Origin of the sequence: Ramlibacter cellulosilyticus, assembly GCF_014297465.1 — a bacterium.
Taxonomy (GTDB): domain Bacteria; phylum Pseudomonadota; class Gammaproteobacteria; order Burkholderiales; family Burkholderiaceae_C; genus Ramlibacter; species Ramlibacter cellulosilyticus.
The window spans coordinates 669,646-695,475 of sequence record NZ_JACORT010000001.1; the positions used below are offsets into that span (position 1 = coordinate 669,646).

The following is a 25,830-nucleotide window of genomic DNA, read 5'->3' on the forward strand; positions in this document are numbered from 1 at the left end:
CCATGCGTGCCGCGCTCTGGCTGCTGGTCCTGTTCGCCGTTGCCGTGGCGGGCGCCTTGTTCGCCGGCAACAACCAGGGCACGGTGACGCTGTTCTGGCCGCCGTACCGCATCGACCTCTCGCTGAACCTCGTCGTGCTGCTGCTGGTCGCCTCGTTCTTCTTCGTGCACGCGGTGATGCGCGCGCTGGCCGCGCTGTTCGACCTGCCGCGGCAGGCGCTGCGCTGGCGCACGCAGCAGAAGGAGCGCTCCATGTACGGCGCGCTGCTCGAAGGCTTGTCGCACATGCTGGCGGGCCGCTACATCCGCGCTCGCAAGGCGGGCGAGGCGGTGCTGGACCAGGAGGCGTCGCTGACCGCATCCGGGCAGAAGCCCGCGAACGCGGCGCAGTTGCGCGCCATCGCCCACGTGCTGGCCGCCGAATCGGCGCACGCCTTGCAGGACCGCGCCGCGCGCGAGGAGCACCTGCAGCAGGCGCTGGAGCAGGCCTCGGGCCGCGACGCGCAGGAAACGCGCGAGGGCACGCTGCTGCGCGCCGCGCGCTGGGCGCTCGAGGACCGCGAGCCCGAAGCCGCCATGCAGCACCTGCAGGAGTTGCCGCAGGGCGCGTCCCGCCGCACGCTGGCGCTGCGCACCCGCCTGCGCGCCTCGCGCCAGGCGGGCCAGACGCGCGAGGCGCTGGAGACCGCGCGCCTGCTCGCCAAGCACCATGCCTTCTCGCCCGTGGCGGCGCGCAGCATCGTGCGCGGCCTCGCGATGGATCTCCTCAACGGCGCGTACGACGTGGCGCAGCTGCAGCGGGCGTGGGCCGCGCTGGAGCCGGCGGAGCGGGTGATGCCGGAGGTCGCCATCCATGCAGCGCAGCGGCTCACGTCGCTGCGCGGCGAGGCGCGCGTCGCGCGGGAGTGGCTGCTGCCCGTGTGGGAGAAGCAGGCGGAACTCAACGACGCCTTGCGCGTGAAGCTGGTGTGCGCGCTCGAGGAAGGCCTCGACTCGCTGGATGCCAGCTGGCTCGCGCGCGTCGAGGCGGCGCAGAAGGCGAATCCGCGCGACGCCACCTTGCAGTACCTCGCGGGCATGGCGTGCATGAAGCGCCAGCTGTGGGGCAAGGCGCAGCAGCTGCTCACGCAGGCGGCGCTGGGGCTGCAGGATGCGAAGCTGCATCGCAACGCCTGGCGCGCGCTCGCGGAACTCGCGGAGCAGCGCGAGGATGCGCAGTCGGCGGCGATCGCGTGGAAGAGGGCGGCGGGGGAATAGCCTGGTGGCTCAACGCTGGGGTGCGCTGCGCGCAACCCAGCCTACCTGGTCGCGCGCACCCCCGGGGTCACTCCCGCATCCGTAGGCTGGGTTTCGCGCCAGCGAACCCCAGCAACTCCCCAAAGGAAAAAGGGCGCCACCGGCGCCCTTTTCATCCTGCAAGCCGCCTCAGAACGGCAACTGCATGTTGCGCAAATCGCGCTTCGTCTCCACCAGCACCAGCGGGCCTTCGTCGACGACCGCCGCCGGCGGCCGCTCGCGCGGCACGTGCACCGGCTTCGGTTCGGCGGCGATCGCGGCCTGGGCGGCAGCGATCTTGTCGGCGTCGGAATTCACCCACTGCAGGCCGGAGCCCTCGGCGACGTTCTTCAGCTCGTCGACCGGCAGCGAGAACGGCTGCACGCGGGGCACGCCGCGGGTGCGGATCGGCTCCAGGCCCGTGGCGGGCGCGGCGGCCTGCTGCGGCTGCGGCGCGTGGCCGCGGGCATGGTGCTCCTCGGGCAGCGGCGCGTGGCCGGCGAACACTTCCATCTCCGCGGGGGACACTTCGGCGCCGGTCGCAACGATGGCGCCGTTGGGGCGCTCGACGCGGTCGCCACGTTCGCGGCGGTCGCGGCCGTAGCGGTCGCGCGAACGGCGGTCGCGGCGCTCGCCCTGGTCGGCCTGCTCGCCCTCGGGGCGGCGGTCGTCGTAGTGCGTGTGCGATTCCAGCACCGGATCGGCACCCGGGGGCAGCTGCGACTCGGGCGACTCGGTCACCGCGCCGACGGAGCTGGCCGCGCCGGCCATGGCATCGGCGGCTTCGGCCGGCGTGCCTTCGCGGGGGCTGCGCTCCCCGCGGTGCTCGCCACGCTCGCGGCGTTCGCCGCGGTCACGACGCTCCCCACGCTCGCCACGCTCGCCGCGTTCGCCACGCTGCTCGGCGGACGCGCCTTCGCCTTCCGGCGCAGGCACGACGCCCTCCGGCATGTCGCCGCGGGTCTCCAGCAGTTGCTGGCTCTCGCGCGCCTGGCGCTCGGCTTCGCGGCGCTGGCGCGCCTCGTGCCGCTCGCGGCTCTCGCGCGGCTCGCGATCGTCGCGCCCTTCGCGCGGCTCGCGGCCCTCACGGGCCTCGCGCGGCTCCCGCTGCTCGCGGGGCTCGCGGGGCTCGCGCTGTTCACGCGCTTCGCGGGGCTCGCGGCCCTCGCGCGGTTCGCGTTGCTCCCGCCCTTCGCGCTGCTCGCGCGGTTCGCGCGCCTCGCGCGGTTCGCGCGGTTCGCGGCCTTCGCGCTGCTCGCGCGCCTCGCGGGGTTCGCGGCCTTCGCGCTGCTCGCGGCCCTCGCGGCCTTCGCCGCGACCGCCACGCTCGCGCCGGCCTTCCCCGCGCTGCTGCTGGCCGTCGCGCTGCTGCTGCTCCGGACGCTGCTGGCCTTCGGCCGCTTCCGCGCCCACGCGCTGGTCGCGTCGCTGCTCGCCGTCACGGCGGCCTTCGCCACGGCGGTCGCGGCCACCGCGTTCGCCACGACCGTCACGGCGGCCGCCACGTTCACCGCGCTCGCCGCGTTCCCCGCGGCCTTCGCCGCGCTTCTCGTCACGGCGCGGTTGCTGCGCGGCAGCCGGCGCCGGGGCCGGCGCCGGTTCGGCGGCCGGGGCCAGGCCGAAGGCCGTCTTCAGCCAGGAGAAGAAGCCACGCTCGGCCGGCGCGTGCGCGGGCGCGGCGACAGGTGCCGGGGCGGCCGGGGCAGGCTGGGCCTTCGCCACCGGCTCCTGCACGGGCGGCTTCGCCACGGGCATCGGTGCCGGCGCATCGGGCAGCACGCCCTTGATCAGCGGCTCCTGCTTGTTCACGCGCTCGTGCGAGCGGCGCGTCACGCCGGTCGGGTCCTCGACTTCCTCGGCCATGTGGTAGCTGGCCTTGATGTTGTCCAGGCGCGGATCGTCGTGCTTCAGGCGCTCCAGCCGGTAGTTCGGCGTCTCGAGCGTCTTGTTCGGGATCATCAGCACGCTGATGCGCTGCTTGAGTTCGATCTTCGCGATCTCCGTCCGCTTCTCGTTCAGCAGGAACGACGCGACGTCCACCGGGACCTGCACCAGCACGGAGGCGGTGCTGTCCTTCATGGACTCTTCCTGAATGATCCGCAGGATCTGCAGCGCGGAGCTTTCCGTGTCGCGGATGTGGCCGTGGCCGCCGCAGCGCGGGCAGGGGATGGACGCGCCTTCGGACAGGGCCGGGCGCAGGCGCTGGCGGCTCATCTCCATCAGGCCGAACTTGGAGATGGAGCCGAACTGCACGCGCGCGCGGTCCTGCCGCAGCGCGTCGCGCAGGCGGTTCTCCACTTCGCGGCGGTTCTTCGACTCCTCCATGTCGATGAAGTCGATGACGATCAGGCCGCCGAGGTCGCGCAGGCGCATCTGGCGGGCGACCTCGTCGGCGGCTTCCAGGTTGGTGCGCGTTGCGGTTTCCTCGATGTCGCCGCCCTTGATGGCGCGGGCCGAGTTGACGTCGATGGAGACCAGCGCTTCGGTGTGGTCGATGACGATCACGCCGCCGGAGGGCAGCTTCACCTCGCGGGCGTAGGCCGACTCGATCTGGTGCTCGATCTGGAAGCGGGAGAACAGCGGCGAATCGTCGCGGTAGCGCTTCACGCGGGCGGCATGCTCGGGCATGACGTGCGCCATGAACTGGTGCGCCTGCTCGAAGATGTCGTCGGTGTCGATCAGGATGTCGCCGATGTCGTGGTTGAAGTAATCACGGATCGCGCGGATCACCAGGCTCGACTCCTGGTAGATCAGGAAGGCGCCCTTGCCGCCCTTGGCCGCGCCTTCGATGGCGGTCCACAGCTTCAGCAGGTAGTTCAGGTCCCACTGCAGTTCCGGCGCGCTGCGGCCGATGCCGGCCGTACGGGCGATGATGGACATGCCGTTCGGGTACTCCAGCTGGTCCATCGCCTCCTTCAGCTCGGCCCGGTCGTCGCCCTCGATCCGGCGGCTGACACCACCGCCGCGCGGGTTGTTGGGCATCAGGACCACGTAGCGGCCCGCCAGCGAGATGAAGGTGGTCAGCGCCGCGCCCTTGTTGCCGCGCTCTTCCTTCTCCACCTGGACCAGCAGCTCCTGGCCTTCCTTGATCACGTCGTTGATCCGGGCCTGGGAGACCGGGACGCCCGCCGCGAAGTACTGCTTGGAGATTTCCTTGAACGGCAGGAAGCCGTGGCGGTCCTCGCCGTAGTCGACGAAACAGGCTTCGAGCGAGGGCTCGACGCGCGTGACGACCGCCTTGTAGATGTTGCCCTTGCGCTGCTCGCGCCCCTCGATCTCGATTTCGTAGTCGAGCAGTTTCTGCCCGTCCACGATCGCCAGCCGGCGTTCTTCCGCCTGCGTGGCGTTGATCAGCATACGCTTCATAGCGTCACCTTCTTGTTGTCAAACATCCGGACCCCCATGGGTCCAACGACGCCGGACGACGCTTCGAAACGGATGGAATTGCCGGAGTGCGGGTCGGCTTGCGGAGCGTCTAGCTCAGCAACCGTCGCAAGGGCACAGGGATGGGGGCGAGGGAGCGACGGCGCTGCACTGCAAATGCAGCAGTGGGAAGGGCGCCGAAGAGGGGCCATGGTGCCTGCATGGCGGGCGCCGGCAGCAGCCAGCGCCAGAAAGCCAGGAGGAAAACCATCAGCACCGTTGTCTCGCTTTGATCCGTCCGCGAGCCGGAGGCTTGCGGACTTCTTATTCCGTATCAGTGTTTCGAAGAGCCGGCCCCTGCCGTCACCGCCCGCGCCACGACGGGCTCTGGCCCGGAATCTGCGCGGCACGATGCCGGTGGCATCGACCTTCCAGAGGGCCCGGCGACGAGGCGTGGACTAAACTGCCAGCCAAATCAACCACTTACGGCGTAACTCTGGTGAAACTGATTATAGGGGGCCGCGCGCCCCCTGCAAGTGCGGAGGTCCAATTTCTGACAGTGGGCGAAGAGTCTGCGGGGCAGCGTCTCGATAATTTCCTGATCCGGGTGCTCAAGGGCGTGCCCAAGACGCACGTCTACCGGATCATCCGCTCCGGGGAGGTGCGGGTGAACAAGGGGCGGGCCTCGGCGGATACCCGCATCGAGCTCGGCGACCTGGTGCGGGTCCCGCCCGTGCGGATGTCCGAGGCCGCGGCCGCCAAGGCGGAGAAGCCGGCGCCCGCGCGCGAATTCCCCATCCTGTTCGAGGACGAGCACGTCCTGGCCGTGGACAAGCCCGCCGGGGTGGCCGTGCACGGTGGCAGCGGGGTGAGCTTCGGCGTGATCGAGCAGTTGCGCCAGGCTCGGCCGACCGCGAAGTTCCTCGAACTGGTGCACCGGCTGGACCGCGAGACTTCCGGCATCCTGCTGGTGGCCAAGAAGCGGTCCGCCCTGACGAAGCTGCAGGACCAGTTCCGCGAACGCGAGACCGGCAAGACCTACCTGGCGCTGGCCGTGGGCGCCTGGCCCGCGAACAAGAAGGTGATCGACCAGCCGCTGCACAAGTACCTGCAGGCCGACGGCGAGCGGCGCGTGCGGGTGGTCGCGAAGGACGATCCGGACGGGATGCGGTCGATCACGCTCGTGAAAGTGGCGGAACTGCTGGAGGGCTACTCCCTCCTCGAAGTCACCATCAAGACCGGCCGCACCCACCAGATCCGCGTGCACCTCGCCACGGCCGGCCACCCGATCGCAGGCGACGACAAGTACGGCGACTTCGAGCTGAACAAGGCGCTGGCGAAGCAGGGCCTCAAGCGCATGTTCCTGCACGCGTGGCGGTTACAGTTCGACCATCCCGCCACCGGCGAGCGCATCGCGCTGCAGGCGCCATTGCCGCCGGAACTGCAGAAATTCACCGACCAATGCAAGCATCCCGTCCGCGCCGGTACGACCTGATCGCCTTCGACTGGGACGGTACGCTCTTCGATTCCACGAAGATCATCGTCCGCTGCATCCAGAAGGCCGTCTCCGACGTCGGCGGCGCCGTGCCGACCGACGAAGCGGCGGCGTACGTGATCGGCATGGGGCTCATGGACGCGCTGGCGCACGCGGCGCCCGACGTGCCCCGCGACCGCTACCCCGAGCTGGGCGCCAGCTACCGCAGGCACTACCTGACGCACCAGGAAGACCTCGCGCTCTTCGACGGCGTGCTGCCGATGCTGGCCGAGCTGCGGGCGCGCCACCACTGGCTGGCGGTGGCGACCGGCAAGTCGCGCCGCGGGCTCGACGAGACGCTGCGCGCCGTGGAGCTCGCGGGCGTGTTCGACGGCTCCCGCACCGCCGACGAGACGGCCGGCAAGCCGGATCCGCGCATGCTGCACGAGCTGATGCGCGAGTTCGGGACCGACCCGGAACGCACGCTGATGATCGGCGACACGACGCACGACCTGCAGATGGCGCTGAATGCCGGCTGCCCGAGCGTGGCCGTGAGCTACGGCGCCCACGCGTACGAAGGCTTCGAGGCGCTGCAGCCGGTGGCGATCGTGCATTCCGTGCGGGAGCTCCACGACTGGCTGCTGGAGAACGCGTGAGCGACGAGGCGCAGCTCGTCGCGCTGTGCAATTCGCGCGACCTGGAGGAGGGCGGGTTGGCGGTCCCGTTCGACGTCGTCTACGCCGGCCAGACCTGCCGCGCGTTCGCGATCCGCTACCGCGGGCAGGTCCATGCCTACCTGAATCGCTGCACGCACGTGGCGATGGAGATGGACTGGCAGCCGAACCGCTTCTTCGACGACACGGGCCAGTGGCTCCTGTGCAGCACGCACGGCGCCGCCTACCGGCCGGATACCGGCGCCTGCGGCGGCGGGCCTTGCCGCGGGTCCCTCACGCGCATCGAGCTCACCGAAAGAGACGGCGTCGTCCACTGGCATACTGCCTGGAATCTCCAACCAATCTCTTTTTGACCCACCCCCGAAGCGCCTGCGGCGCCTCCCCCTCAAGGGGGCGCCACCAGCGGCCCGGCAAAGCCGGTTCCGCGGTGGCACGCGACACCCTTGGCGAGGCTGCGAGGATCGTGTACTCCCCGGAGAACTGAGATAGCGACATGAACGAGAACGACACCCTTCCGCCGGAACGTCCGGCCGAAGCGCCCGCGGCCGCCCCGACCGTCGGCGCCGCCACGCCCGCGGCCGGCAGCGCCGCCTGGGAACGCAGCGCGATGGAGAAGCTCCTCTTCGCGACGCTGGAGGAGCAGAAGGCGCAGCGGCGCTGGCGCACCTTCACGCGCCTCGCCTGGCTCGCCTTCTTCATCTTCCTGGTCTGGTCGCTCACGTGGAAGGGCAACGTCAGCGGCGAGAAGCTGGCACCGCACACGGCCGTCATCGAGATCGAGGGCGAGATCGGGCCCAAGAGCGAGTCCAGCGCCGAATTCATCGTCGCGGCGGCCAAGGCCGCCTTCGAGGACGAGGGCGCGCAAGGCGTGGTGCTGCTGATCAACTCGCCCGGCGGCAGCCCGGTGCAGGCCGGCATCATCAACGATGAACTGCGCCGGCTGAAGGCGAAGTACAAGAAGCCGCTGTATGCGGTCGTCGAGGAGTCCTGTGCCTCCGCGGCCTACTACATCGCCGTCTCGGCGGACCGCATCTTCGTGGACAAGGCCAGCATCGTCGGCAGCATCGGCGTGCTGATGGAAGGCTTCGGCTTCGTGGGCCTCATGGAGAAGCTCGGCGTCGAGCGCCGCCTGCTCACGGCCGGCGAGAACAAGGGCTTCCTCGATCCCTTCAGTCCGCAGACGGACCGCCACCGCGAGCACGCGCAGCAGATGCTGGACGTCGTGCACCGCCAGTTCATCGACGTGGTGAAGACCGGCCGCGGCAAGCGCCTGAAGGCGGACATGCCGGAGCTGTTCAGCGGCCTGTTCTGGACCGGGCAGCAGGCGGTGGACCTCGGCCTGGCCGACCAGCTGGGCAACCTGGACTTCGTCGCGCGCGAAGTGATCAAGGCGGAAGACCTGGTCGACTACACGCGGCGCGAGAACGTGGCGGAGCGGCTGGCGAAGCGGTTCGGGGCGGCGGTGGGCGAAGGTGCCGTGAAGGCGCTGCGCACCGTTCAACCGCTGCGGTAAGTCTTGGGCTGATTCCGTAGGCTGGGTTGCGCGCCAGCGCACCCCAGCGATGCGCCGCCGCGCCGGAAAGCTGGGGTGCGCCTGCGGCGCAACCCAGCCTACAGGCCGATGGCGAACACGGCGGGCAGGTCGTTCGTGACCGGTGCCGCCTGCTGCTTCCAGGCAGCGGCCGTCGCGCAGCGGCACCGCGCCGTCGGCAAGGTCAAGCCCGACGCGACCGCGATCCGCGTCGCCGGCTTCAAGCCCTGCACCATCGCCTGCCACAGCGCCGCATTCCGGTAAGGCGTCTCGATGAACATTTGCGTCTGCCCGGTGCGCTGCGCCAGCGCCTCCAGCTCGCGCAGGCGCTGCGTGCGCTGCGCCGCGTCCTGCGGCAGGTAGCCCACGAAGGCGAAGTGCTGGCCGTTGAGGCCGCTCGCGGCGAGGGCGAGCAGCAGCGACACCGGCCCCACCAGCGGCACCACCTCGATCCCCAGGTCCTGCGCGGCACGCACCACCGACGAGCCCGGGTCCGCGACCGCGGGCATGCCCGCTTCGCTGAGCAGCCCCACGTCCTGGCCCTGCAGCGCCGCCTGCAGCAGGGGCTTCGCATCGAAGGCGGCGGGCCCGTGGTCGCCCTTCTTGTGCACTTCGCGCGGCAGCTCCTGGATCGCCTGCTGCTGGAGCGGCGCGGCGAGCGGCTGCACTTCGCCCACGCGCTTGAGGAAGGCGCGCGCGGACTTCGCGTTCTCGCAGACCCAATGGGTCAGGCGCGCGGCGACGGCGATCGTGCCCGCCGGCAGCACTTCGCCGAGGGCCACGTGCTGCTCGCAGCCGAAGTCGAGCGGCGTCGGGACGAGGTACAGGCGCCCGGCCATCAGAACACTTGCAGGCCCGCGGCGCGCAGCATGCGGCAGGTGCGGATCAGGGGCAGGCCCACGAGCGCCGTCGGGTCGTCGCTGTCGATCGCCTCGAGCAGGGCGATGCCGAGGCCTTCGCTCTTGGCGCTGCCCGCGCAGTCGTAGGGCTGCTCCGCGCGCAGGTAGGCTTCGATCTCGTGGTCCGCGAGCTCCCGGAAGCGTACGCGCACCGGCGCGAGGTCGTGCTGGGTGAAGCCCGTCGCCTGGCACATGACGGTCAGCGCCGTCTGGAACACCACGGTCTTCCCCGACATGCGCCGCAGCTGCGCCACCGCATTCGCATGGTTGCCCGGCTTGCCCAGCGGTTCGCCTTCGAGGTCCGCGACCTGGTCCGAGCCGATCACCACAGCATCGGGATGCTTCGCGGCCACGGCGGCGGCTTTGGCTGCAGCGAGGCGACGCGCAAGCTCGGCGGGTGTTTCGCCCGCGCGCGGCGTCTCGTCGACGTGCGGTGGCTCGACCGAGAAAGGCAGATGCAGGCGCGACAGCAGTTCGCGGCGGTACACCGAGGTCGAGCCGAGCACGAGGGCGCGCGAGGGGGAGGCAGGAGGCATCCCGGGATTCTCTTACACTGGATTCATGGCCAAGGACTTCGACCCGCATCGCCTGGACGTTCGCCGCTTCGCCGAAGAAGGCGCGGCGCTGCAGGAGAGCACCGAACTGCGCAGCTTCTCGCGCCTGGCCGGCGAAACCGCGGGCGGCGACCCCGCCCTGCCCGTGCACTGGCACGCACATGGCGAGATGCGCAACCCCAAGCACGTCCATCCGGAGATCTGGCTGCACCTCGATGCCGACGCGATCCTGCCGCTCGTGTGCCAGCGCTGCCTGCAGCGGGTGGACCTGCCCGTGGCCGTGGACCGCTCGTTCCGCTTCGTGGCGGACGAAGCCACCGCGGCCGCCCAGGACGACGAGGCGGAGGAAGACCTGCTGGCCCTGTCCCGCAGTTTCGACCTGCTGGAGCTCGTGGAAGACGAACTGCTGATGGAGTTGCCGGTCGCCCCGCGCCACGAGGCCTGTCCGGAGCCCGTGAAGATGTCGGCGGCCGACCCGGAGTTCGAAGGAGCAGGGGCGGAAAAGGAGAACCCGTTCGCCGTGCTCGGCCGGCTGAAGACGGGGAAGTAGCCTTGGGCTATAATCGTGGGCTTCGCGCCAAGGGGGCGCCTGCCGGGCTGGCAGGACTCCGCACCCCGCGCCCTGTCCAACCCAACCCACGGCTGCCTGATCTGAAGGGCGGCTGCCAGATTCCAGGAGCCCTTCATGGCCGTCCAGCAAAACAAGAAGTCGCCGTCGAAGCGCGGCATGCACCGTTCGCACAACGCCCTGACGGTGCCGGGCATCGCGGTCGAGCCGACCACCGGCGAGACGCACCTGCGCCACCACATCAGCCCCAACGGCTTCTACAAGGGCCGCAAGGTGCTGAAGACCAAGAACGACGCCTGAGCCAGGTTCGCGCGAGAGGCCCGGCCGCAATACGCGGGCCGGGCCTTTTTCATGCCGATTTGGCTCTACAGTTGAGGCCATGACGACGACCACCCTGGCTGTCGATTGCATGGGGGGCGACCACGGCCCCGCCGTCACGCTGGCTGCCTGCCGGCAATTCCTCGAGTCGCATCCCGAGGCCCACCTGCTGCTGGTGGGCGCTCCGGCGGCGCTCGAAGCCTTCCAGCACCCCCGTGCCCGCGTCGTGCCCGCCTCCGAGGTGGTCACGATGGACGACCACGTGGAGGTCGCCCTGCGCAAGAAGAAGGACTCTTCGATGCGCGTGGCCATCCAGCAGGTGAAGGAGGGGCAGGCGCACGCCGCGGTGTCCGCGGGCAACACGGGGGCGCTCATGGCGCTCGCCCGCTACCTGCTGAAGACCGTCGAAGGCATCGACCGGCCCGCGATCGCGACGCAACTGCCCAACGCCAAGGGCGAAGCCACCACCGTGCTGGACCTCGGCGCCAACGTCGATTGCACCGAGCTGCACCTGCTGCAGTTCGCGGTCATGGGTTCGGCGCTGGTCTCCGCGATGGAAGGCCACGACAACCCCACCGTGGGCCTGCTGAACATCGGCGAGGAAGTGATCAAGGGCAACGAGGTGATCAAGCGCGCCGGCGAACTGCTGCGTGCCGCTGGCGCCGCGGGGGACCTGAACTACCACGGCAACGTGGAAGGCAACGACATCTTCAAGGGCACGACCGAGATCGTGGTGTGCGACGGCTTCGTCGGCAACGTGATGCTCAAGACCAGCGAAGGCGTGGCCTCGCTGATCTCCGGTTTCCTGAAGGAGGAGTTCTCGCGCAGTGCCCTCACGAAGCTCGCCGCCGCCGTCGCGATGCCGGTGCTGAACGCGCTGAAGCGCCGCGTCGACCATCGCCGCTACAACGGCGCCGCCCTGCTCGGGCTGCGCGGGCTGGTGTTCAAGAGCCACGGCTCCGCCGACGCCTTCGCCTTCGAGCAGGCCCTGAACCGCGCGTATGATGCGGCCCGAAACAATCTGCTGGAGCGCGTGCAGAGCCGCATCGCCCACGCGCGGCCGCTCCTGGCGAGCGCCGCCGGCGACGCCCCGCTCGAAACCGCCACCCATTGAGAATGAACAGATATTCCCGGATCACGGGCACGGGCAGCTTCCTGCCGCCCCGGCGCGTGACCAACGCGGAGCTCGCAGCGCAACTCGCCGCCACCGGAGTGGAAACCTCCGACGAGTGGATCGTCGAGCGCACCGGCATCCGGGCGCGCCACTTCGCCGAGCGCGACGTCGGCAGCAGCGACCTGGGCCTCGAGGCGGCGAAGCATGCGCTCGAGATGGCCGGCCGCCAGGCCTCCGAGATCGACCTGATCATCGTCGCCACGTCCACGCCGGACATGGTGTTCCCCTCGACCGCCACCATCCTGCAGAACAAGCTGGGCATCGCCGGCTGTCCCGCATTCGACGTGCAGGCGGTGTGCAGCGGCTTCGTCTACGCCCTCACCGTCGCGGACGCGATGATCCGCACGGGCACCGCGAGCAAGGCGCTCGTGATCGGCGCCGAAGTGTTCTCGCGCCTGCTGGACTTCAACGACCGCACCACCTGCGTGCTGTTCGGTGACGGCGCCGGCGCCGTGGTGCTGGAAGCATCGGACACCCCGGGCATCCTCGCGAGCGACCTGCACGCGGACGGCAAGCACGTGGAGATCCTCTGCGTGCCCGGCGGCGTCTACGGCGGCAAGGTGCACGGCAACCCCCTGCTGCGCATGGACGGCCAGGCCGTGTTCAAGCTCGCCGTGGGCGTGCTGGAGAGCGCCGCGCGCGCCACGCTCGCGAAAGCGGGCAAGACCGACGCGGACATCGACTGGCTCATCCCGCACCAGGCCAACATCCGCATCATGCAGGGCACGGCGAAGAAGCTGAAGCTGCCCATGGACAAGCTGGTCGTCACCGTCGACCGCCATGGCAACACGTCCGCGGCCTCCATCCCCCTGGCGATGGACGAAGCGGTGCGGTCCGGGAAGGTGAAGAAGGGCGATACCCTCATGCTGGAAGGCGTGGGCGGCGGCTTCACCTGGGGCGCGGTCCTGCTGGACTTCTGACGGCGGCCGCTGCGGCGGCGCTACCTACGACAAGAGAGACAAGCATGAAACCCTTCGCTTTCGTGTTTCCGGGCCAGGGCTCGCAGGCCGTCGGCATGCTGGACGCCTGGGGCGACCATCCCGCGGTGACCGAGACGCTCAAGGAAGCGTCCGCGGCCCTCGGCGAGGACGTCGGCCGCCTGATCCGGGAAGGTCCCAAGGAAGCGCTCGCGCTCACGACCAACACCCAGCCGGTGATGCTGGTGGCCGGCATCGCCGCTTATCGCGCCTGGCGCGCCGAAGGCGGTGCCGAGCCGGCCGTGGTGGCGGGGCATTCGCTGGGCGAGTACACGGCGCTGGTCGCCGCCGGCGCGCTGGCTTTTGCCGACGCGGTGCCGCTGGTGCGCTTCCGCGCGCAGGCGATGCAGGACGCGGTGCCCGTGGGCACCGGCGCCATGGCCGCCATCCTCGGCCTGGATGCGCAGCGGGTCATCGAAGGGTGCGCCGAGGCCGTGCGCAGCTTCGGCACCAACACCGACGAAGTGGTCGAGGCCGTCAACTTCAACGATCCGGCGCAGACCGTGATCGCCGGCAGCAAGGCCGCCGTGGAGAAGGCCTGCGAGGTCATCAAGGGCATGGGCGCCAAGCGCGCGCTGCCGCTGCCGGTGTCCGCGCCGTTCCACTCCAGCCTGATGAAGCCCGCGGCCGAAAGGCTGCGCGAGAAGCTGGCGGCCACGCCGCTGCAGGCGCCGCGCATCCCGGTGGTGAACAACATCGAGGTGAAGGTCGAGACGGACCCCGACCGCATCCGCGCCGCGCTCTACGAGCAGGCCTTCGGCCCGGTGCGCTGGGTGGAATGCGTGCGTGCCATCCAGGCGCGCGGCGTGGACACCATCATCGAGTGCGGCCCCGGCAAGGTGCTGGCGGGCCTCGCCAAGCGGATCGACGGCACCCTGAATGCCGCGTCCATCTACGACCCGGCGACCCTCGCCGAAGCGAAAGGGATGCTGGCATGAGCACGCACGTCGACATGCACGGACAAGTTGCGCTGGTCACCGGCGCCTCGCGCGGCATCGGCGCGGCCATCGCGCACGAACTCGCCGCCCGCGGCATGAAGGTGATCGGCACGGCCACCACCGACGAAGGCGCGGAGAAGATCACGCAGGCCTTGTCGCAGTACGCGGACTGCAAGGGCGCCAGGCTCGACGTGAACGACGCGAAGGCCGGCGAAGCGCTGGTGGATGCGATCGCCAAGGAGCACGGCGCCGTGCACGCGCTGATCAACAACGCCGGCATCACGCGCGACCAGCTCGCCATGCGCATGAAGGACGAGGACTGGGACGCCGTGCTGGACACCAACCTGAAGGCGGTGTTCCGGATGAGCCGCGCCGTCATGCGGACCATGATGAAGCAGCGCTACGGCCGCATCGTGAGCATCACGAGCGTGGTCGGAGCCTCCGGCAACCCCGGCCAGGCGAACTATGCCGCCGCGAAGGCCGGCGTCGCGGGCATGACCCGCGCGCTCGCCCGCGAACTGGGCAGCCGCGGCATCACCGTGAACTGCGTCGCGCCGGGCTTCATCGAGACCGACATGACCGCCGCGCTGCCGGAAGACCAGCAGAAGGCGCTGCTGAGCCAGATCCCGCTGGGCCACCTCGGCAAGCCCGCCGACATCGCCCATGCGGTGGCGTGGCTGGCGTCGCCGCAGGCCGGCTACGTCACCGGGCAGGAGATCCACGTCAACGGCGGAATGTTCATGGCCTGAGCCGGCCGTCCATCCCACGCCTCGGGCACAGCCCGGCCGGACCCTCCGCCCGGCTTAAAATCGCGGATTCAATCACAAACCCTTAGAGGGAACCCCATGAGCGATATCGAAGCACGTGTCAAGAAAATCATCGCCGAGCAACTCGGCGTGGAAGAGTCCCAGGTCACCAACGAAAAGGCTTTCGTGGCCGACCTCGGCGCCGACTCTCTGGACACGGTGGAACTGGTCATGGCCCTCGAGGACGAGTTCGGCATCGAGATCCCCGACGAAGACGCGGAGAAGATCACCACGGTGCAGAACGCGATCGACTACGCCCAGCAGCACCAGAAGGCCTGATCCGAAATGCGTCGCCGCGTCGTCGTGACGGGACTGGGCTGCGTGAGCCCGGTGGGAAACACCGTCGCCGAGTCCTGGGCCAACCTGCTCGCGGGCAAGAGCGGCATCGACACCGTCACGTCGTTTGATGCCGGCAACCTTCCGGTGAAGTTCGCCGGCGAGGTGAAGGGCTTCGACGTGACGCAGTACATGCCGGAGAAGGAAGCCCGGCACATGGACCGGTTCATCCACCTGGGCCTGGCCGCGGCCGACCAGGCGATCCAGGATGCCGGACTGCCCTCGGGTGACCAGCTCTCCCCCGAACTGGCCACGCGCATCGGCGTGAACATCGGCTCGGGCATCGGCGGGCTGCCGATGATCGAGGAGACGCACACCGAGTACGTGAACCGCGGCCCCCGCCGCATCTCGCCGTTCTTCGTGCCCGCGTCGATCATCAACATGATCTCCGGCCACGTGTCCATCCGCCACGGCTACCAGGGCCCCAACATCGCGGTGGTCACGGCCTGCACGACGGGCCTGCACGCGATCGGCCTGTCCGCCCGCCTGATCGAGAGCGGCGATGCCGACGTGATGATTGCCGGCGGCGCCGAGTCCACCGTGTCCCCGCTGGGCATCGGCGGCTTCGCGGCCGCACGCGCGCTGTCCACCCGCAACGACGACCCGAAGACCGCGTCCCGTCCCTGGGACAAGGACCGCGACGGCTTCGTGCTCGGCGAAGGCGGCGGCGTGCTGGTGCTCGAGGAATACGAGCACGCGAAGAAGCGCGGCGCGAAGATCTATTGCGAGCTCGCCGGCTTCGGCATGAGCGCCGATGCGTTTCACATGACCGCCCCCAACGTGGACGGCCCCCGCCGCTCCATGGTCGCGGCGCTGGTGAACGCGGGCGTGAACCCCGACCAGGTGAACTACCTCAACGCGCACGGTACCTCGACGCCGCTGGGCGACGTGAACGAGACCAACGCGATCAAGAACACGCTCGGCGAGCATGCGAAGAAGGTGGTGGTGAATTCCACCAAGTCGATGACCGGCCACCTGCTCGGTGGCGCCGGCGGCATCGAGTCCGTCTTCACCGTGCTGGCCCTGCACCACCAGAAGAGCCCGCCCACGATCAACATCTTCAACCAGGACCCCGAGTGCGACCTGGACTACTGCGCCAACGAGGCGCGGGACGTGAAGATCGATGTCGCGCTGAAGAACAACTTCGGCTTCGGCGGCACCAACGGCTCGCTGGTGTTCAAGAAGATCTGAGCCTTCCATGCACGGCGCTCCATCGGTGACCTACCCGGTGGGGCGCAGCCCGTTCGCGGGCCGCGCGGCCGCCGTCCTGGCGGCCGCCGGCTTTCTGGCCTGCCTCGCGTGGGCCTGGCAGTCGCCCGCGGGCTGGCGGCCGGTCGCCGGCTTCGCCGTGGCGTTCGCCTGCGCCGGGATCGCGCTGCACGCCTGGTGGCGCTCGCCCGTGGGCGAACTGCGCTGGGACGGCAGCGGCTGGATGTGGGAAGAGGGCGGTCGCGTGGATGCCGGCCGGCCCGAGGTCGCCCTGGACCTGCAGGCCCGCCTGCTGGTGCGCTGGCGCGCGGAGGAGGGCGCCGTGCGCTGGCTGTGGCTGGAGCGCGCGTCGGACGTGTCCCACTGGGAGGCGCTCCGCCGTGCTGTATATTCCCGCGCCAGCACGCACGTGCCTGCCGCCGGCAAGCCTCCGGCGGCCGAACAATGACCAAGACGCCTGCCGCTCCCGCGCCTCCCCCTTCTCCCGGCGATACCGACCTGATGCTCGTGGAACGCACGGTCGCGGGCGACCAGAAGGCTTACGAGCTCCTGGTCCTCAAGTACCAGCGCCGCATCGAGCGCCTGATCGGACGGATGGTCCGCGACACCGACCTGGTCGAGGACATCGCCCAGGAAACCTTCATCCGGGCCTACCGGGCGCTCGCCCAGTTCCGCGGCGAGGCGCAGTTCTATACCTGGCTGTACCGCATCGCAGTCAACACCGCGAAAAAAGCCCTCGTTGACCTCAAGCGCGATCCCGTCGTCTCCGAGAGTGCCCTCAAAGGAAGCGATGATGAGGAAGAAACTTCCGGCGTCGAGAACGAACTAACCTCCGCCGAGACGCCGGAAACGGTGCTGGCGGCCAAGGAGATCGCGCAGACCGTGAACTCTGCCATGGAGGCGCTTCCCGACGAATTGCGCCAGGCAGTCACGCTGCGCGAGATCGAGGGCCTCAGCTACGAGGAGATCGCGGAAGTGATGAACTGCCCGATCGGCACGGTGCGCTCCCGGATCTTCCGGGCGCGCGAAGCGATTTCGGCGAAGGTGAAACCCCTGCTGGAAAACCAGTCGGGCAAGCGCTGGTGAAAAGAGGCGCGACATGGATGCGATGGACAAGATGGACAACCAGGAACTGATTTCGGCACTCGCCGACGGGCAGCTGCAGGGCGAGGCCCTGGCGCTGGGCGTGCAGGCGGCCGCCGCCGATGCGCGGGGACGCGAGGCCTGGTGCGCCTATCACGCGGTGGGCGAGGTCCTGCGCACGGGGCGGGCGAGCACCGGCACGTCGCCGGAGGTCTTCCTGGCCAGGCTGCAGCGCCGGCTGCAGGAAGAACAGGCGGCTCCCGTGGCCTCCGCCCGTGCGGTGGTCGTGGCGGCGCCCCGGGAGGCGGCGAACGACTGGCGCTGGAAGATCGCCGCGGGCGTGGCCTCGGTGGCCGCCGTCGCGGCGGTGGGCTGGAACCTGTGGGGTGCCGGCACCGTGACGGGCCAGCCCCAGCTCGCCGCGGCGCCGGGCGTCCCGGCGGTGGTCGAGGCCAGCGCCACGCCGATGATGCGCGACGCGCGCCTGGACAAGCTGCTCGCGGCGCACCGCCAGCTGGGTGGCGCCAGTGCCCTGGGCACCACCAGCAACTTCCTGCGCAACGCCACCTTCGAGGGGCCGGCCCGCTGATGGCCCGCGGCATGGCGCGCATCGCTCCCGGGTTTGGCCGCCTGCGCATGGCGCAGGGCATGCTCGCCCTCTGGACCGCCGCCGCGCTCACCCTGGCTGCGGCCCAGGCCGCCGCCGCACCGCGCATCGCCGACCCGCGCCCCGGCGACGGCCGCGCCGAGCGCACGGTCAGCGACTGGCTCTCGCGCATGCACGATGCCTCGCGCCAGCGCAGCTACATCGGCACCTTCGTCGTTTCCTCCAGCAACGGCGCGATGTCCAGCGCGCGCATCTGGCACGCCTGCGACGGCCAGCGCCAGGTGGAGCGCGTGGAAAGCCTCACCGGCGAGCGCCGCTCCACCTTCCGGCGCGACGACGAGGTCCTGACCTTCCTGCCCGAGAGCCGCACCGTCCGCAGCGAACGGCGCGAGGCGCTGGGCATCTTTCCCGAGCTGACCCGCCCGGACGAGACCAGCATCCCCGAGTTCTACACGGCGCGCCGCGTCGGCAGCGACCGCGTGGCGGGCTTCGACGCCGACATCGTCCAGGTGCTGCCCAAGGACGCGCTTCGCTTCGGCTACCGCATCTGGAGCGAGAAGAAGAGCGGCCTCGTCGTGAAGCTGCAGACGCTCGACGAAGCCGGTCGCGTGCTCGAGCAGGCGGCCTTCTCGGAACTCCAGCTCGATGCGCCCGTGCGCATGCAGCAGCTGGTCCAGCAGATGGCGGTGCCGGCCGGCTGGCGCGTGGAAAAGCCCGACGCGGTCAAGACGACCGCCGCCGCCGAGGGCTGGGACCTGAAGGCGCCCATCGCCGGCTTCCGGCCGCTCAACTGCTACAAGCGCCCGAGCGAGGGCGTGGTGCAGTGGATCTTCTCCGACGGCCTTGCCTCGGTGTCGCTCTTCATCGAGGACTACGACCGCGAACGGCACGTCCAGGAAGGCGTGTTCGCCAGCGGCTCCACGCACACCCTCACCCGCCGCACGCAGGACTGGTGGGTCACGGCGGTGGGCGAAGTGCCGCCCGCGACCCTGCGCGCGTTCGCGCTCGGCCTTGAGCGGCGGCGCTGAAGCCCCAAATGGGCACCACCCGTCCGTGAACGGGGTGTAAATCCGGCCATGCGGAGTTCGCTGACGCGCAACTTTGCTTTCTGGTCGTATTCTCAGCAGATTCAACCCAGTCCCGACCCGTCAAGAGAGGTCTCTATGTTCCGCATGGATTCCAAGAACCTGCGCAGCTGCGGGCTGGCGATGGCCCTGGCCTTCGCCGGCGCCGCCGCCTTCGTTCCCGTGGCCCCGGCGTTCGCCCAGTCCGCGCCCCAGCCCCGGTCCCTTCCCGATTTCAGCGAGCTCGTCGACCAGGTCGGCCCCGCCGTCGTCAACATCCGCACCCTGGAGCGCGCGCGCAGCGGTGCCCGCGGCGGCACCGACGGCCAGATGGACGAGGAGATGCAGGAGTTCTTCCGCCGCTTCTTCGGCGTCCCCATGCCGAACGTGCCGCGCCAGCAGCGTCCCGCCCCCCGCGGCGAGCGCGGCGGCGGCGAGGAGGAGCAGCCGCGCGGCGTGGGCTCCGGCTTCATCCTCACCGCGGACGGCTACGTGATGACCAATGCGCACGTGGTCGAAGGCGCGGACGAAGTCATCGTCACGCTCACGGACAAGCGCGAGTTCAAGGCGAAGATCGTCGGCTCGGACAAGCGCACCGACGTCGCCGTGGTCAAGATCGAGGCGACCGGCCTGCCGTTCGTGCGCGTCGGCGACGTGAGCCGCGTGAAGGTCGGCGAGTGGGTGATGGCCATCGGCTCGCCCTTCGGCCTGGACAACACCGTCACGGCCGGCATCGTGAGCGCCAAGGGGCGCGACACAGGCGACTACCTGCCTTTCATCCAGACCGACGTGGCGATCAACCCCGGCAACTCCGGCGGCCCGCTGATCAACATGCGCGGCGAGGTGATCGGCATCAACAGCCAGATCTACTCGCGCTCGGGCGGCTTCATGGGCATCTCCTTCGCGATCCCGATCGACGAGGCGACCCGCGTCGCGGAGCAGCTGCGCGTGAGCGGCCGCGTGCAGCGTGGCCGCATCGGGGTGCAGATCGACCAGGTGACGCGCGACGTCGCCGAATCCATCGGCCTGGGCCGCCCGCAAGGCGCGCTGGTGCGCAGCGTGGAGAGCGGCTCCCCGGCGGACAAGGCGGGCATCGAGGCCGGCGACATCATCACCAAGTTCAACGGCCAGAACATCGAGCGCGCCACCGACCTGCCGCGCCTGGTGGGCAACACCAAGCCGGGCAGCAAGGTGAACCTCACCGTGTTCCGCCGCGGCGGCTCGCGCGAGCTGGGTGTCACGATCGCCGAGCTGGAGCAGGACACCGCCGCCGCGCCGCGCGGCCGCGGCGCCCAGCCGCCGAAGGAGGAGCAGGCGAAGGCTTCGCCCGCGGCGCAGTCCATCGGCCTGGTGGTGAGCGAGCTCAATGCCACGCAGAAGAAGGAAGCCAAGGTCAAGGGCGGCGTGCGCGTGGATGCCGTGAGCGAAGGTGCCGCGCAGCGCGCCGGCGTGCGCGAGGGCGACATCATCGTGGCCATCGGCAACACCGAGATCAACAGCGTCAAGGAGTTCGACGCGATCGTCTCCCGGCTGGACAAGTCCAAGCCGATCCCGGTGCTCCTGCGCCGGGGCGAGCTGGCCAGCTACCTGCTGCTGCGCCCGGCCCGCGGCTGAAGCGGACCGCAAGCAAAGGCCCCAAACCCGAGCAAGGGTTTGGGGCTTTTCTTCACCGCTGCTCCAAAAACGACAGGCGGCAAAGAATTTTTGGTGAACGGTCGTGCAGGCCTCCAGGTCAGCGCCCGCTCACATTCGAGGTGTCCTAAGAACCGGATTCGGTAGAATTCGGCGAACCGCCGGGTTTCCACGGCATATCGCAGGCCTGCCCCACCACCATGCGGGATGCCGGGCGCGCGGCGAGGCACCCTTCCACAAGTGGCCCACATGTTGTCCTGCCAAGGGCCTTCCCGGATTGTTGAAAACCTGTGTACAGAATGCGAGTTGCGGACCTGCAACGGCCGAGTCGGAGTGACCCCGTGTCTGTACGCCCGGCGCGTTTTGCCTACAATGAAGCTCCAACTATCGCAGTTGCCATAGATTGTTGGTTCAGGGCGCGTCACCTTCATGACGCGCCCTTTTTTCTTTGTGCGCGGCTTTTGAATCAATCACTTATCCGTTCCCGTTGATGAATCACATCAGAAACTTTTCGATCATCGCGCACATCGACCACGGCAAATCCACGCTCGCCGACCGCCTGATCCAGCGTTGCGGCGGACTCTCCGATCGCGAGATGGAAGAGCAAGTCCTGGACTCGATGGATCTCGAAAAGGAGCGTGGGATAACCATCAAGGCGCAGACCGCTGCGCTCACGTACAAGGCGCGCGACGGACAGGTCTACAACCTCAATCTGATCGACACGCCCGGCCACGTCGACTTCTCGTACGAGGTCTCGCGTTCGCTGTCCGCGTGCGAAGGCGCGCTGCTCGTCGTCGATGCGAGCCAGGGCGTCGAAGCGCAGACGGTCGCCAACTGCTACACCGCGCTCGACCTCGGCGTGGAGGTCGTGCCCGTCCTGAACAAGATGGACCTCCCGCAGGCCGACCCCGAGCGCGCGAAGGAGGAAGTGGAGGACGTGATCGGCATCGACGCGAGCGACGCGATCCCCTGCTCGGCGAAGACGGGCATGGGCATCGACGAGATCCTGGAAGCGATCGTCGCGCGCATCCCCGCGCCCAGGGGCAACGCGCAGGGGCCGCTCCGCGCGATGATCATCGACAGCTGGTTCGACAGCTACGTCGGCGTCGTGATGCTCGTGCGCGTCGTCGACGGCCGCCTGCAGAAGGGCGACCGCATCAAGCTGATGGCGACCGAGGCCACGTACGAGACGACGCAGCTCGGCGTCTTCACGCCGGCGAACTCCCCGCGCGACGCGCTGGAGGCGGGCGAGGTGGGCTACATCATCGCCGGCATCAAGGAACTGCAGGCCGCCAAGGTCGGCGACACCGTGACGCTGGTGAAGGCCGGCACGGGCGGCGCCGCTTTCACCGCCACCGAGCCGCTGCCCGGCTTCAAGGAGATCCAGCCGCAGGTGTTCGCGGGCCTGTACCCGGTGGAGGCGAACCAGTACGACTCGCTGCGCGACAGCCTGGAGAAGCTGAAGCTCAACGACGCCTCGCTGCATTTCGAACCCGAGGTGAGCCAGGCGCTCGGCTTCGGCTTCCGCTGCGGCTTCCTGGGCCTGCTGCACATGGACATCGTGCAGGAACGCCTGGAGCGCGAGTTCGACCAGGACCTGATCACCACCGCGCCCAGCGTGGTGTACGAAGTCGTCCGCGGCGACGGCGAGGTGATCATGGTCGAGAACCCGGCCAAGATGCCCGAGACCGGCAAGATCCAGGAGATCCGCGAGCCGATCGTCACGGTGCACCTGTACATGCCGCAGGAGTACGTCGGCCCGGTCATGACGCTCGCCAACCAGAAGCGCGGCGTGCAGATCAACATGGCGTACCACGGCCGCCAGGTGATGCTCACGTACGAGCTGCCGCTCGGCGAGATCGTGCTGGACTTCTTCGACAAGCTGAAGTCCGTGAGCCGCGGCTATGCGTCCATGGACTACGAGTTCAAGGAGTACCGCGCCTCGGACGTCGTGAAGGTGGACATCCTGCTCAACGGCGACAAGGTGGACGCCCTGTCGATCATCGTGCACCGCACCCAGGCGCAATACCGGGGGCGGGCCGTGGTCGCCAAGATGCGCGAGATCATCTCCCGGCAGATGTTCGACGTCGCCATCCAGGCGGCGATCGGCGCCAACGTGATCGCGCGGGAGACCGTCAAGGCGCTGCGCAAGAACGTGCTGGCAAAATGCTACGGCGGGGACATCACCCGCAAGCGCAAGCTCCTCGAAAAACAAAAAGCTGGCAAGAAACGCATGAAGCAGATCGGCTCGGTCGAAGTGCCTCAGGAAGCGTTCCTCGCCATCCTCCAGGTAGAAGAATGATGCCTTTCCTGACGGCCGCGGTCCTCGCGGCCTTCGTCGGCTATGCCGGCGCGTGGTATTTCGAGCTCGTCGAAGGCAACTTCGCCCTGCTGCTGTTCCTGGCGACCATCGTCACGGGCGTGTACTGGGTGGCCGAGCGCCTGTACTACCTGCCGAAGCGCCGGCGCGCGGCGGAGGAACTCGAGGCGAACGCCGCCGAGCGCCGCGCCTCGCTGGACGCGCGCGGCATCGTCGCCGACGACCCGCAGCTGGCCGAGACGAGGCAGCGCGTCCTGGCGCAGCCCTGGTGGCTGGACTGGACCGCGGGCCTGTTCCCCGTGATCCTGGCCGTCTTCGTCCTGCGCTCCTTCCTGTTCGAGCCGTTCAAGATCCCGTCCGGGTCGATGATCCCGACGCTGCTGGTCGGCGACCTGATCCTCGTGAACAAGTTCACCTATGGCCTGCGCCTGCCGGTACTGAACACCAAGCTCACCGAAGGCACGGCGCCCAAGCGCGGCGACGTGATGGTGTTCCGCTACCCGCCCAAGCCGTCCCTCGACTACATCAAGCGCGTGGTCGGCGTGCCGGGCGACGAGGTCGCCTACTTGAACAAGAAGCTGACCATCAACGGCCAGCCGGTGGAGTCCACGCGCCTGCCGGACTACTTCGACCGCGACGCGATGCGCTATTTCAAGCAGTTCGAGGAGAAGCTCGGGGACAAGTCCCACCGCCTCCTGAACGACGACGAGCGCCCCGCCTTTATCCCGGGTGTGGAGGAATTCCCGTTCAAGCAGAATTGCCGCTACAGTGTGGAAGGGGTCGCCTGCAAGGTGCCGGAGGGGCACTACTTCATGATGGGCGACAACCGTGATAATTCACTCGACTCGCGCTACTGGGGTTTCGTGCCGGACAAGAACATCGTCGGCAAGGCGTTCCTGATCTGGATGAACTTCGGCGACTTCAAGCGCATCGGGTCATTCGAATAAGGACGGAGGGGTTTCCATGGCACACAAGCGGCAGGGCGGCGCGTCGATCCTGACCATCATCTTCATCCTGGCGGTGCTGGGCGTCGTGGGGGCCATCGGCCTGCAGGCGTTCCCGTCGGTGGTGGAATACCAGGCCGCGCTGCGGGCCATCAACAAGGCGAAGAACGAGGCCACCGTGCCTTCCGTGCGCGCCGCGTTCGACCGCTACGCGCAGGTGGACGACATCCGCACCATCCAGGGCAAGGACCTCACCATCGCCAAGAACGGCGACCAGATCGACGTCTCCTTCGCTTACGAGAAGGAGTTCCACCTGATGGGCCCGGCCTGGCTGACACTCAAGTTCGAGGGGCAGTCGCGCCCCGGAAGGTAGTACCCCGAAAGTGGCCGACGCGCTCGCGGCGCTGCAGGAACGCCTGCAGCACCGCTTCCAGGACCCCGCCTTGCTGGCACGGGCCCTCACGCACCGCAGTTTCTCGGCCGCCCACAACGAGCGGCTGGAGTTCCTGGGCGATTCCGTCCTGAACCTCGCGGTCGCGGCGCTGCTGTACCAGCGCCTGAAGGACCAGCCCGAGGGCGACCTCTCGCGGGTGCGCGCCAACCTCGTCAAGCAGGAGACCTTGCACCAGCTGGCCGTCGGCCTCGGCTTGCCGGGACTGGTCCGGCTGGGCGAGGGCGAGGCCCGCTCCGGCGGGCACAAGCGGCCCTCCATCCTCGCGGATGCGCTGGAAGCCGTGATCGGCGCCGTGTACCTCGACGCGGGCTACGCCCCGGCCGAGGCGCTGGTGCACCGCCTGTTCGCGCAGGTCGAGATCAGGCCCGAGATGCAGGCGGCCGCCAAGGACCCCAAGACCGAGCTGCAGGAGCTGCTGCAGGGCCGCAGGATGAAGCTGCCGGTGTACCGCGTCGTCGGCACCCTGGGGGCGGCGCACAAGCAGACGTTCGACGTCGAATGCGAGGTCGCCGAGCTCGGCCTTGTCGAGCGCGGCATCGGCGCGTCGCGGCGGGCCGGCGAACAAGCCGCCGCCGCGGCCATGCTGATCGTGCTCAAATCGAAGCTGCAATGAACACCGAAGGCGAAGCAGCCGGCGACCAGGCCGGCGACCAGGCCCTTTCCGGCCCCCAGCGCTGCGGGCTCGTGGCGATCGTCGGCAAGCCCAACGTCGGCAAGTCCACGCTGCTCAACGCGCTCGTGGGCCAGAAGATCAGCATCACGTCGCGCAAGGCGCAGACCACGCGCCACCGCATCACGGGCGTGCGCACCGAAGGCAACACGCAGTTCGTCTTCGTGGACACCCCGGGCTTCCAGACCCGCCACAGCTCCGCGCTGAACCGCTCGCTGAATCGCGCCGTCACGGGCGTCGTCGGCGACGTGGACGTGGTGCTGTTCGTCGTGGAGGCCGGCAACTTCACCCTGGCCGACGCCAAGGTGCTGGCGCTGCTGAAGCCCGGCATCCCGGCGATCCTGATCGCCAACAAGCTGGACCTGGTGCACCGCCGCGGCGAGCTGGCGCCCTGGCTGCGCGACATGCAGCAGCGCCATCCCTTCACCGAGTTCATGCCGATCTCGGCCAAGAACCCGAAGGACATCCAGCGCCTGCTGGAAGTCTGCGCGAAGCACCTGCCCGAGCAGCCCTGGTGGTACGACGCGGACGAACTCACCGACAAGAGCGAGCGCTTCATGGCGGGCGAGATGATCCGCGAGAAGCTGTTCCGCCTGACGGGCGAGGAGCTGCCGTACACGTCCACGGTGGTCATCGACAAGTTCGAGGAAGAGCCCAGCCCGAAATTCAAGCGCATGGTGCGCATCGCGGCCACCATCGTGGTGGAACGCGACAGCCACAAGGCGATGGTGATCGGCGAGGGCGGCGAGAAGCTCAAGCGCATCGGCACCGAGGCGCGCCAGGAGCTGGAGCAGCTGTTCGACGCCAAGGTCTTCCTGCAGATGTTCGTGAAGGTGCGTTCGGGCTGGGCGGACGACGAAGCCCGGGTGCGCTCTTTTGGATATGAATGAAGAGGGACTAGGGGCTAGGGGCTAGGGACTAGGGCAACCGCCCCCCTAGCCCCTCAGCCCTAATCCCTAGT

26 protein-coding genes are annotated in these 25,830 nt (G+C 69.1%); 23 read left to right on the top strand and 3 right to left on the bottom strand.

Annotated elements, in window-relative coordinates; all coding sequences use genetic code 11:
- The first annotated feature begins 2 nt into the window (after positions 1–2).
- Entirely contained in the window at positions 3–1,256 is a 1,254-nt protein-coding gene (locus H8N03_RS03325; protein WP_187074686.1) for a heme biosynthesis protein HemY, read from the top strand.
- Positions 1,257–1,424: 168 nt separating this feature from the next.
- Here the strand turns inward: H8N03_RS03325 and H8N03_RS03330 are convergent, their stop codons facing one another.
- Positions 1,425–4,640, bottom strand: coding sequence for an Rne/Rng family ribonuclease (locus H8N03_RS03330; protein WP_187074687.1), 3,216 nt, complete (start codon positions 4,638–4,640; stop codon positions 1,425–1,427).
- A 496-nt stretch (positions 4,641–5,136) separates the two neighbouring features.
- On the opposite strand from H8N03_RS03330, the gene H8N03_RS03335 reads away from it, so the two are divergent.
- The 4 genes from H8N03_RS03335 to H8N03_RS03350 all read left to right on the top strand — a co-directional run bounded on the left by H8N03_RS03335 (position 5,137) and on the right by H8N03_RS03350 (position 8,298).
- Entirely contained in the window at positions 5,137–6,132 is a 996-nt protein-coding gene (locus H8N03_RS03335; protein WP_187074688.1) for an RluA family pseudouridine synthase, read from the top strand.
- Positions 6,099–6,767, top strand: coding sequence for an HAD family hydrolase (locus H8N03_RS03340; RefSeq protein ID WP_187074689.1), 669 nt, complete (start codon positions 6,099–6,101; stop codon positions 6,765–6,767). Before H8N03_RS03335 ends, H8N03_RS03340 begins: the two co-directional genes overlap by 34 nt.
- Complete coding sequence (locus H8N03_RS03345; protein WP_187074690.1) at positions 6,764–7,138, top strand: Rieske (2Fe-2S) protein; 375 nt, start codon at positions 6,764–6,766, stop codon at positions 7,136–7,138. The genes H8N03_RS03340 and H8N03_RS03345 overlap by 4 nt, the downstream gene beginning before the upstream one ends.
- 140 nt (positions 7,139–7,278) lie before the next feature.
- A complete protein-coding gene (locus tag H8N03_RS03350) occupies positions 7,279–8,298 on the top strand; it encodes a S49 family peptidase (protein ID WP_187074691.1) in 1,020 nt (339 codons plus the stop codon).
- 98 nt (positions 8,299–8,396) lie between these two features.
- Here the strand turns inward: H8N03_RS03350 and H8N03_RS03355 are convergent, their stop codons facing one another.
- Together H8N03_RS03355 and H8N03_RS03360 are read right to left on the bottom strand one after the other, a co-directional pair.
- Positions 8,397–9,155: an SAM-dependent methyltransferase gene (locus H8N03_RS03355; RefSeq protein WP_187074692.1), complete on the bottom strand. Its 759-nt coding sequence runs from the start codon at positions 9,153–9,155 to the stop codon at positions 8,397–8,399.
- Complete coding sequence (locus H8N03_RS03360) at positions 9,155–9,751, bottom strand: Maf family nucleotide pyrophosphatase (RefSeq protein WP_187074693.1); 597 nt, start codon at positions 9,749–9,751, stop codon at positions 9,155–9,157. Before H8N03_RS03360 ends, H8N03_RS03355 begins: the two co-directional genes overlap by 1 nt.
- Before the next feature lie 25 nt (positions 9,752–9,776).
- Here H8N03_RS03360 and H8N03_RS03365 point away from each other — a divergent pair, with 25 nt between their 5' ends.
- The 18 genes from H8N03_RS03365 (at position 9,777) to era (ending at position 25,759) form a co-directional block, all read left to right on the top strand.
- Positions 9,777–10,319: a YceD family protein gene (locus H8N03_RS03365; RefSeq protein ID WP_187074694.1), complete on the top strand. Its 543-nt coding sequence runs from the start codon at positions 9,777–9,779 to the stop codon at positions 10,317–10,319.
- A gap of 135 nt (positions 10,320–10,454) precedes the next feature.
- Positions 10,455–10,637, top strand: coding sequence for a 50S ribosomal protein L32 (gene rpmF / locus H8N03_RS03370; RefSeq protein ID WP_187074695.1), 183 nt, complete (start codon positions 10,455–10,457; stop codon positions 10,635–10,637).
- A gap of 79 nt (positions 10,638–10,716) precedes the next feature.
- Positions 10,717–11,769, top strand: coding sequence for a phosphate acyltransferase PlsX (gene plsX, locus H8N03_RS03375; RefSeq protein ID WP_187074696.1), 1,053 nt, complete (start codon positions 10,717–10,719; stop codon positions 11,767–11,769).
- Positions 11,770–11,771: 2 nt separating this feature from the next.
- Positions 11,772–12,749 (top strand): beta-ketoacyl-ACP synthase III, encoded by a 978-nt coding sequence (locus H8N03_RS03380; protein WP_187074697.1) that lies wholly within the window; start codon positions 11,772–11,774, stop codon positions 12,747–12,749.
- Between the two features lie 44 nt (positions 12,750–12,793).
- Positions 12,794–13,744 (top strand): ACP S-malonyltransferase, encoded by a 951-nt coding sequence (fabD, locus tag H8N03_RS03385; RefSeq protein ID WP_187074698.1) that lies wholly within the window; start codon positions 12,794–12,796, stop codon positions 13,742–13,744.
- Positions 13,741–14,493 carry a 3-oxoacyl-ACP reductase FabG gene (gene fabG, locus H8N03_RS03390; protein ID WP_255428020.1) on the top strand — a complete coding sequence of 251 codons (753 nt, stop codon included), beginning with the start codon at positions 13,741–13,743 and terminating at the stop codon, positions 14,491–14,493. The genes fabD and fabG overlap by 4 nt, the downstream gene beginning before the upstream one ends.
- 96 nt (positions 14,494–14,589) lie before the next feature.
- Positions 14,590–14,829: an acyl carrier protein gene (gene acpP, locus H8N03_RS03395; RefSeq protein ID WP_187074699.1), complete on the top strand. Its 240-nt coding sequence runs from the start codon at positions 14,590–14,592 to the stop codon at positions 14,827–14,829.
- 6 nt (positions 14,830–14,835) lie between these two features.
- Positions 14,836–16,077: a beta-ketoacyl-ACP synthase II gene (gene fabF / locus H8N03_RS03400; RefSeq protein WP_187074700.1), complete on the top strand. Its 1,242-nt coding sequence runs from the start codon at positions 14,836–14,838 to the stop codon at positions 16,075–16,077.
- A gap of 7 nt (positions 16,078–16,084) precedes the next feature.
- A complete protein-coding gene (locus H8N03_RS03405) occupies positions 16,085–16,543 on the top strand; it encodes a hypothetical protein (protein ID WP_187074701.1) in 459 nt (152 codons plus the stop codon).
- Positions 16,540–17,181, top strand: a complete 642-nt coding sequence (gene rpoE, locus H8N03_RS03410) for an RNA polymerase sigma factor RpoE (protein WP_187074702.1) — start codon at positions 16,540–16,542, stop codon at positions 17,179–17,181. Before H8N03_RS03405 ends, rpoE begins: the two co-directional genes overlap by 4 nt.
- Before the next feature lie 13 nt (positions 17,182–17,194).
- Positions 17,195–17,767: an RseA family anti-sigma factor gene (locus H8N03_RS03415; protein ID WP_255428021.1), complete on the top strand. Its 573-nt coding sequence runs from the start codon at positions 17,195–17,197 to the stop codon at positions 17,765–17,767.
- Positions 17,767–18,813 (top strand): MucB/RseB C-terminal domain-containing protein, encoded by a 1,047-nt coding sequence (locus tag H8N03_RS03420; protein ID WP_255428022.1) that lies wholly within the window; start codon positions 17,767–17,769, stop codon positions 18,811–18,813. The genes H8N03_RS03415 and H8N03_RS03420 overlap by 1 nt, the downstream gene beginning before the upstream one ends.
- A 135-nt stretch (positions 18,814–18,948) precedes the next feature.
- Positions 18,949–20,463 carry a DegQ family serine endoprotease gene (locus tag H8N03_RS03425; protein ID WP_187074703.1) on the top strand — a complete coding sequence of 505 codons (1,515 nt, stop codon included), beginning with the start codon at positions 18,949–18,951 and terminating at the stop codon, positions 20,461–20,463.
- A gap of 508 nt (positions 20,464–20,971) precedes the next feature.
- Complete coding sequence (gene lepA / locus H8N03_RS03430; RefSeq protein ID WP_187074704.1) at positions 20,972–22,783, top strand: translation elongation factor 4; 1,812 nt, start codon at positions 20,972–20,974, stop codon at positions 22,781–22,783.
- Entirely contained in the window at positions 22,783–23,748 is a 966-nt protein-coding gene (lepB, locus tag H8N03_RS03435; protein WP_187075209.1) for a signal peptidase I, read from the top strand. The genes lepA and lepB overlap by 1 nt, the downstream gene beginning before the upstream one ends.
- 16 nt (positions 23,749–23,764) lie before the next feature.
- The gene (locus H8N03_RS03440; RefSeq protein WP_187074705.1) at positions 23,765–24,118 is read left to right on the top strand and encodes a DUF4845 domain-containing protein; all 354 of its coding nucleotides are present in this window, start codon (positions 23,765–23,767) and stop codon (positions 24,116–24,118) included.
- A 10-nt stretch (positions 24,119–24,128) separates the two neighbouring features.
- Positions 24,129–24,812, top strand: coding sequence for a ribonuclease III (gene rnc, locus H8N03_RS03445; protein ID WP_187074706.1), 684 nt, complete (start codon positions 24,129–24,131; stop codon positions 24,810–24,812).
- A complete protein-coding gene (era, locus tag H8N03_RS03450) occupies positions 24,809–25,759 on the top strand; it encodes a GTPase Era (RefSeq protein ID WP_187074707.1) in 951 nt (316 codons plus the stop codon). The genes rnc and era overlap by 4 nt, the downstream gene beginning before the upstream one ends.
- The last annotated feature ends 71 nt before the right edge of the window (positions 25,760–25,830 follow it).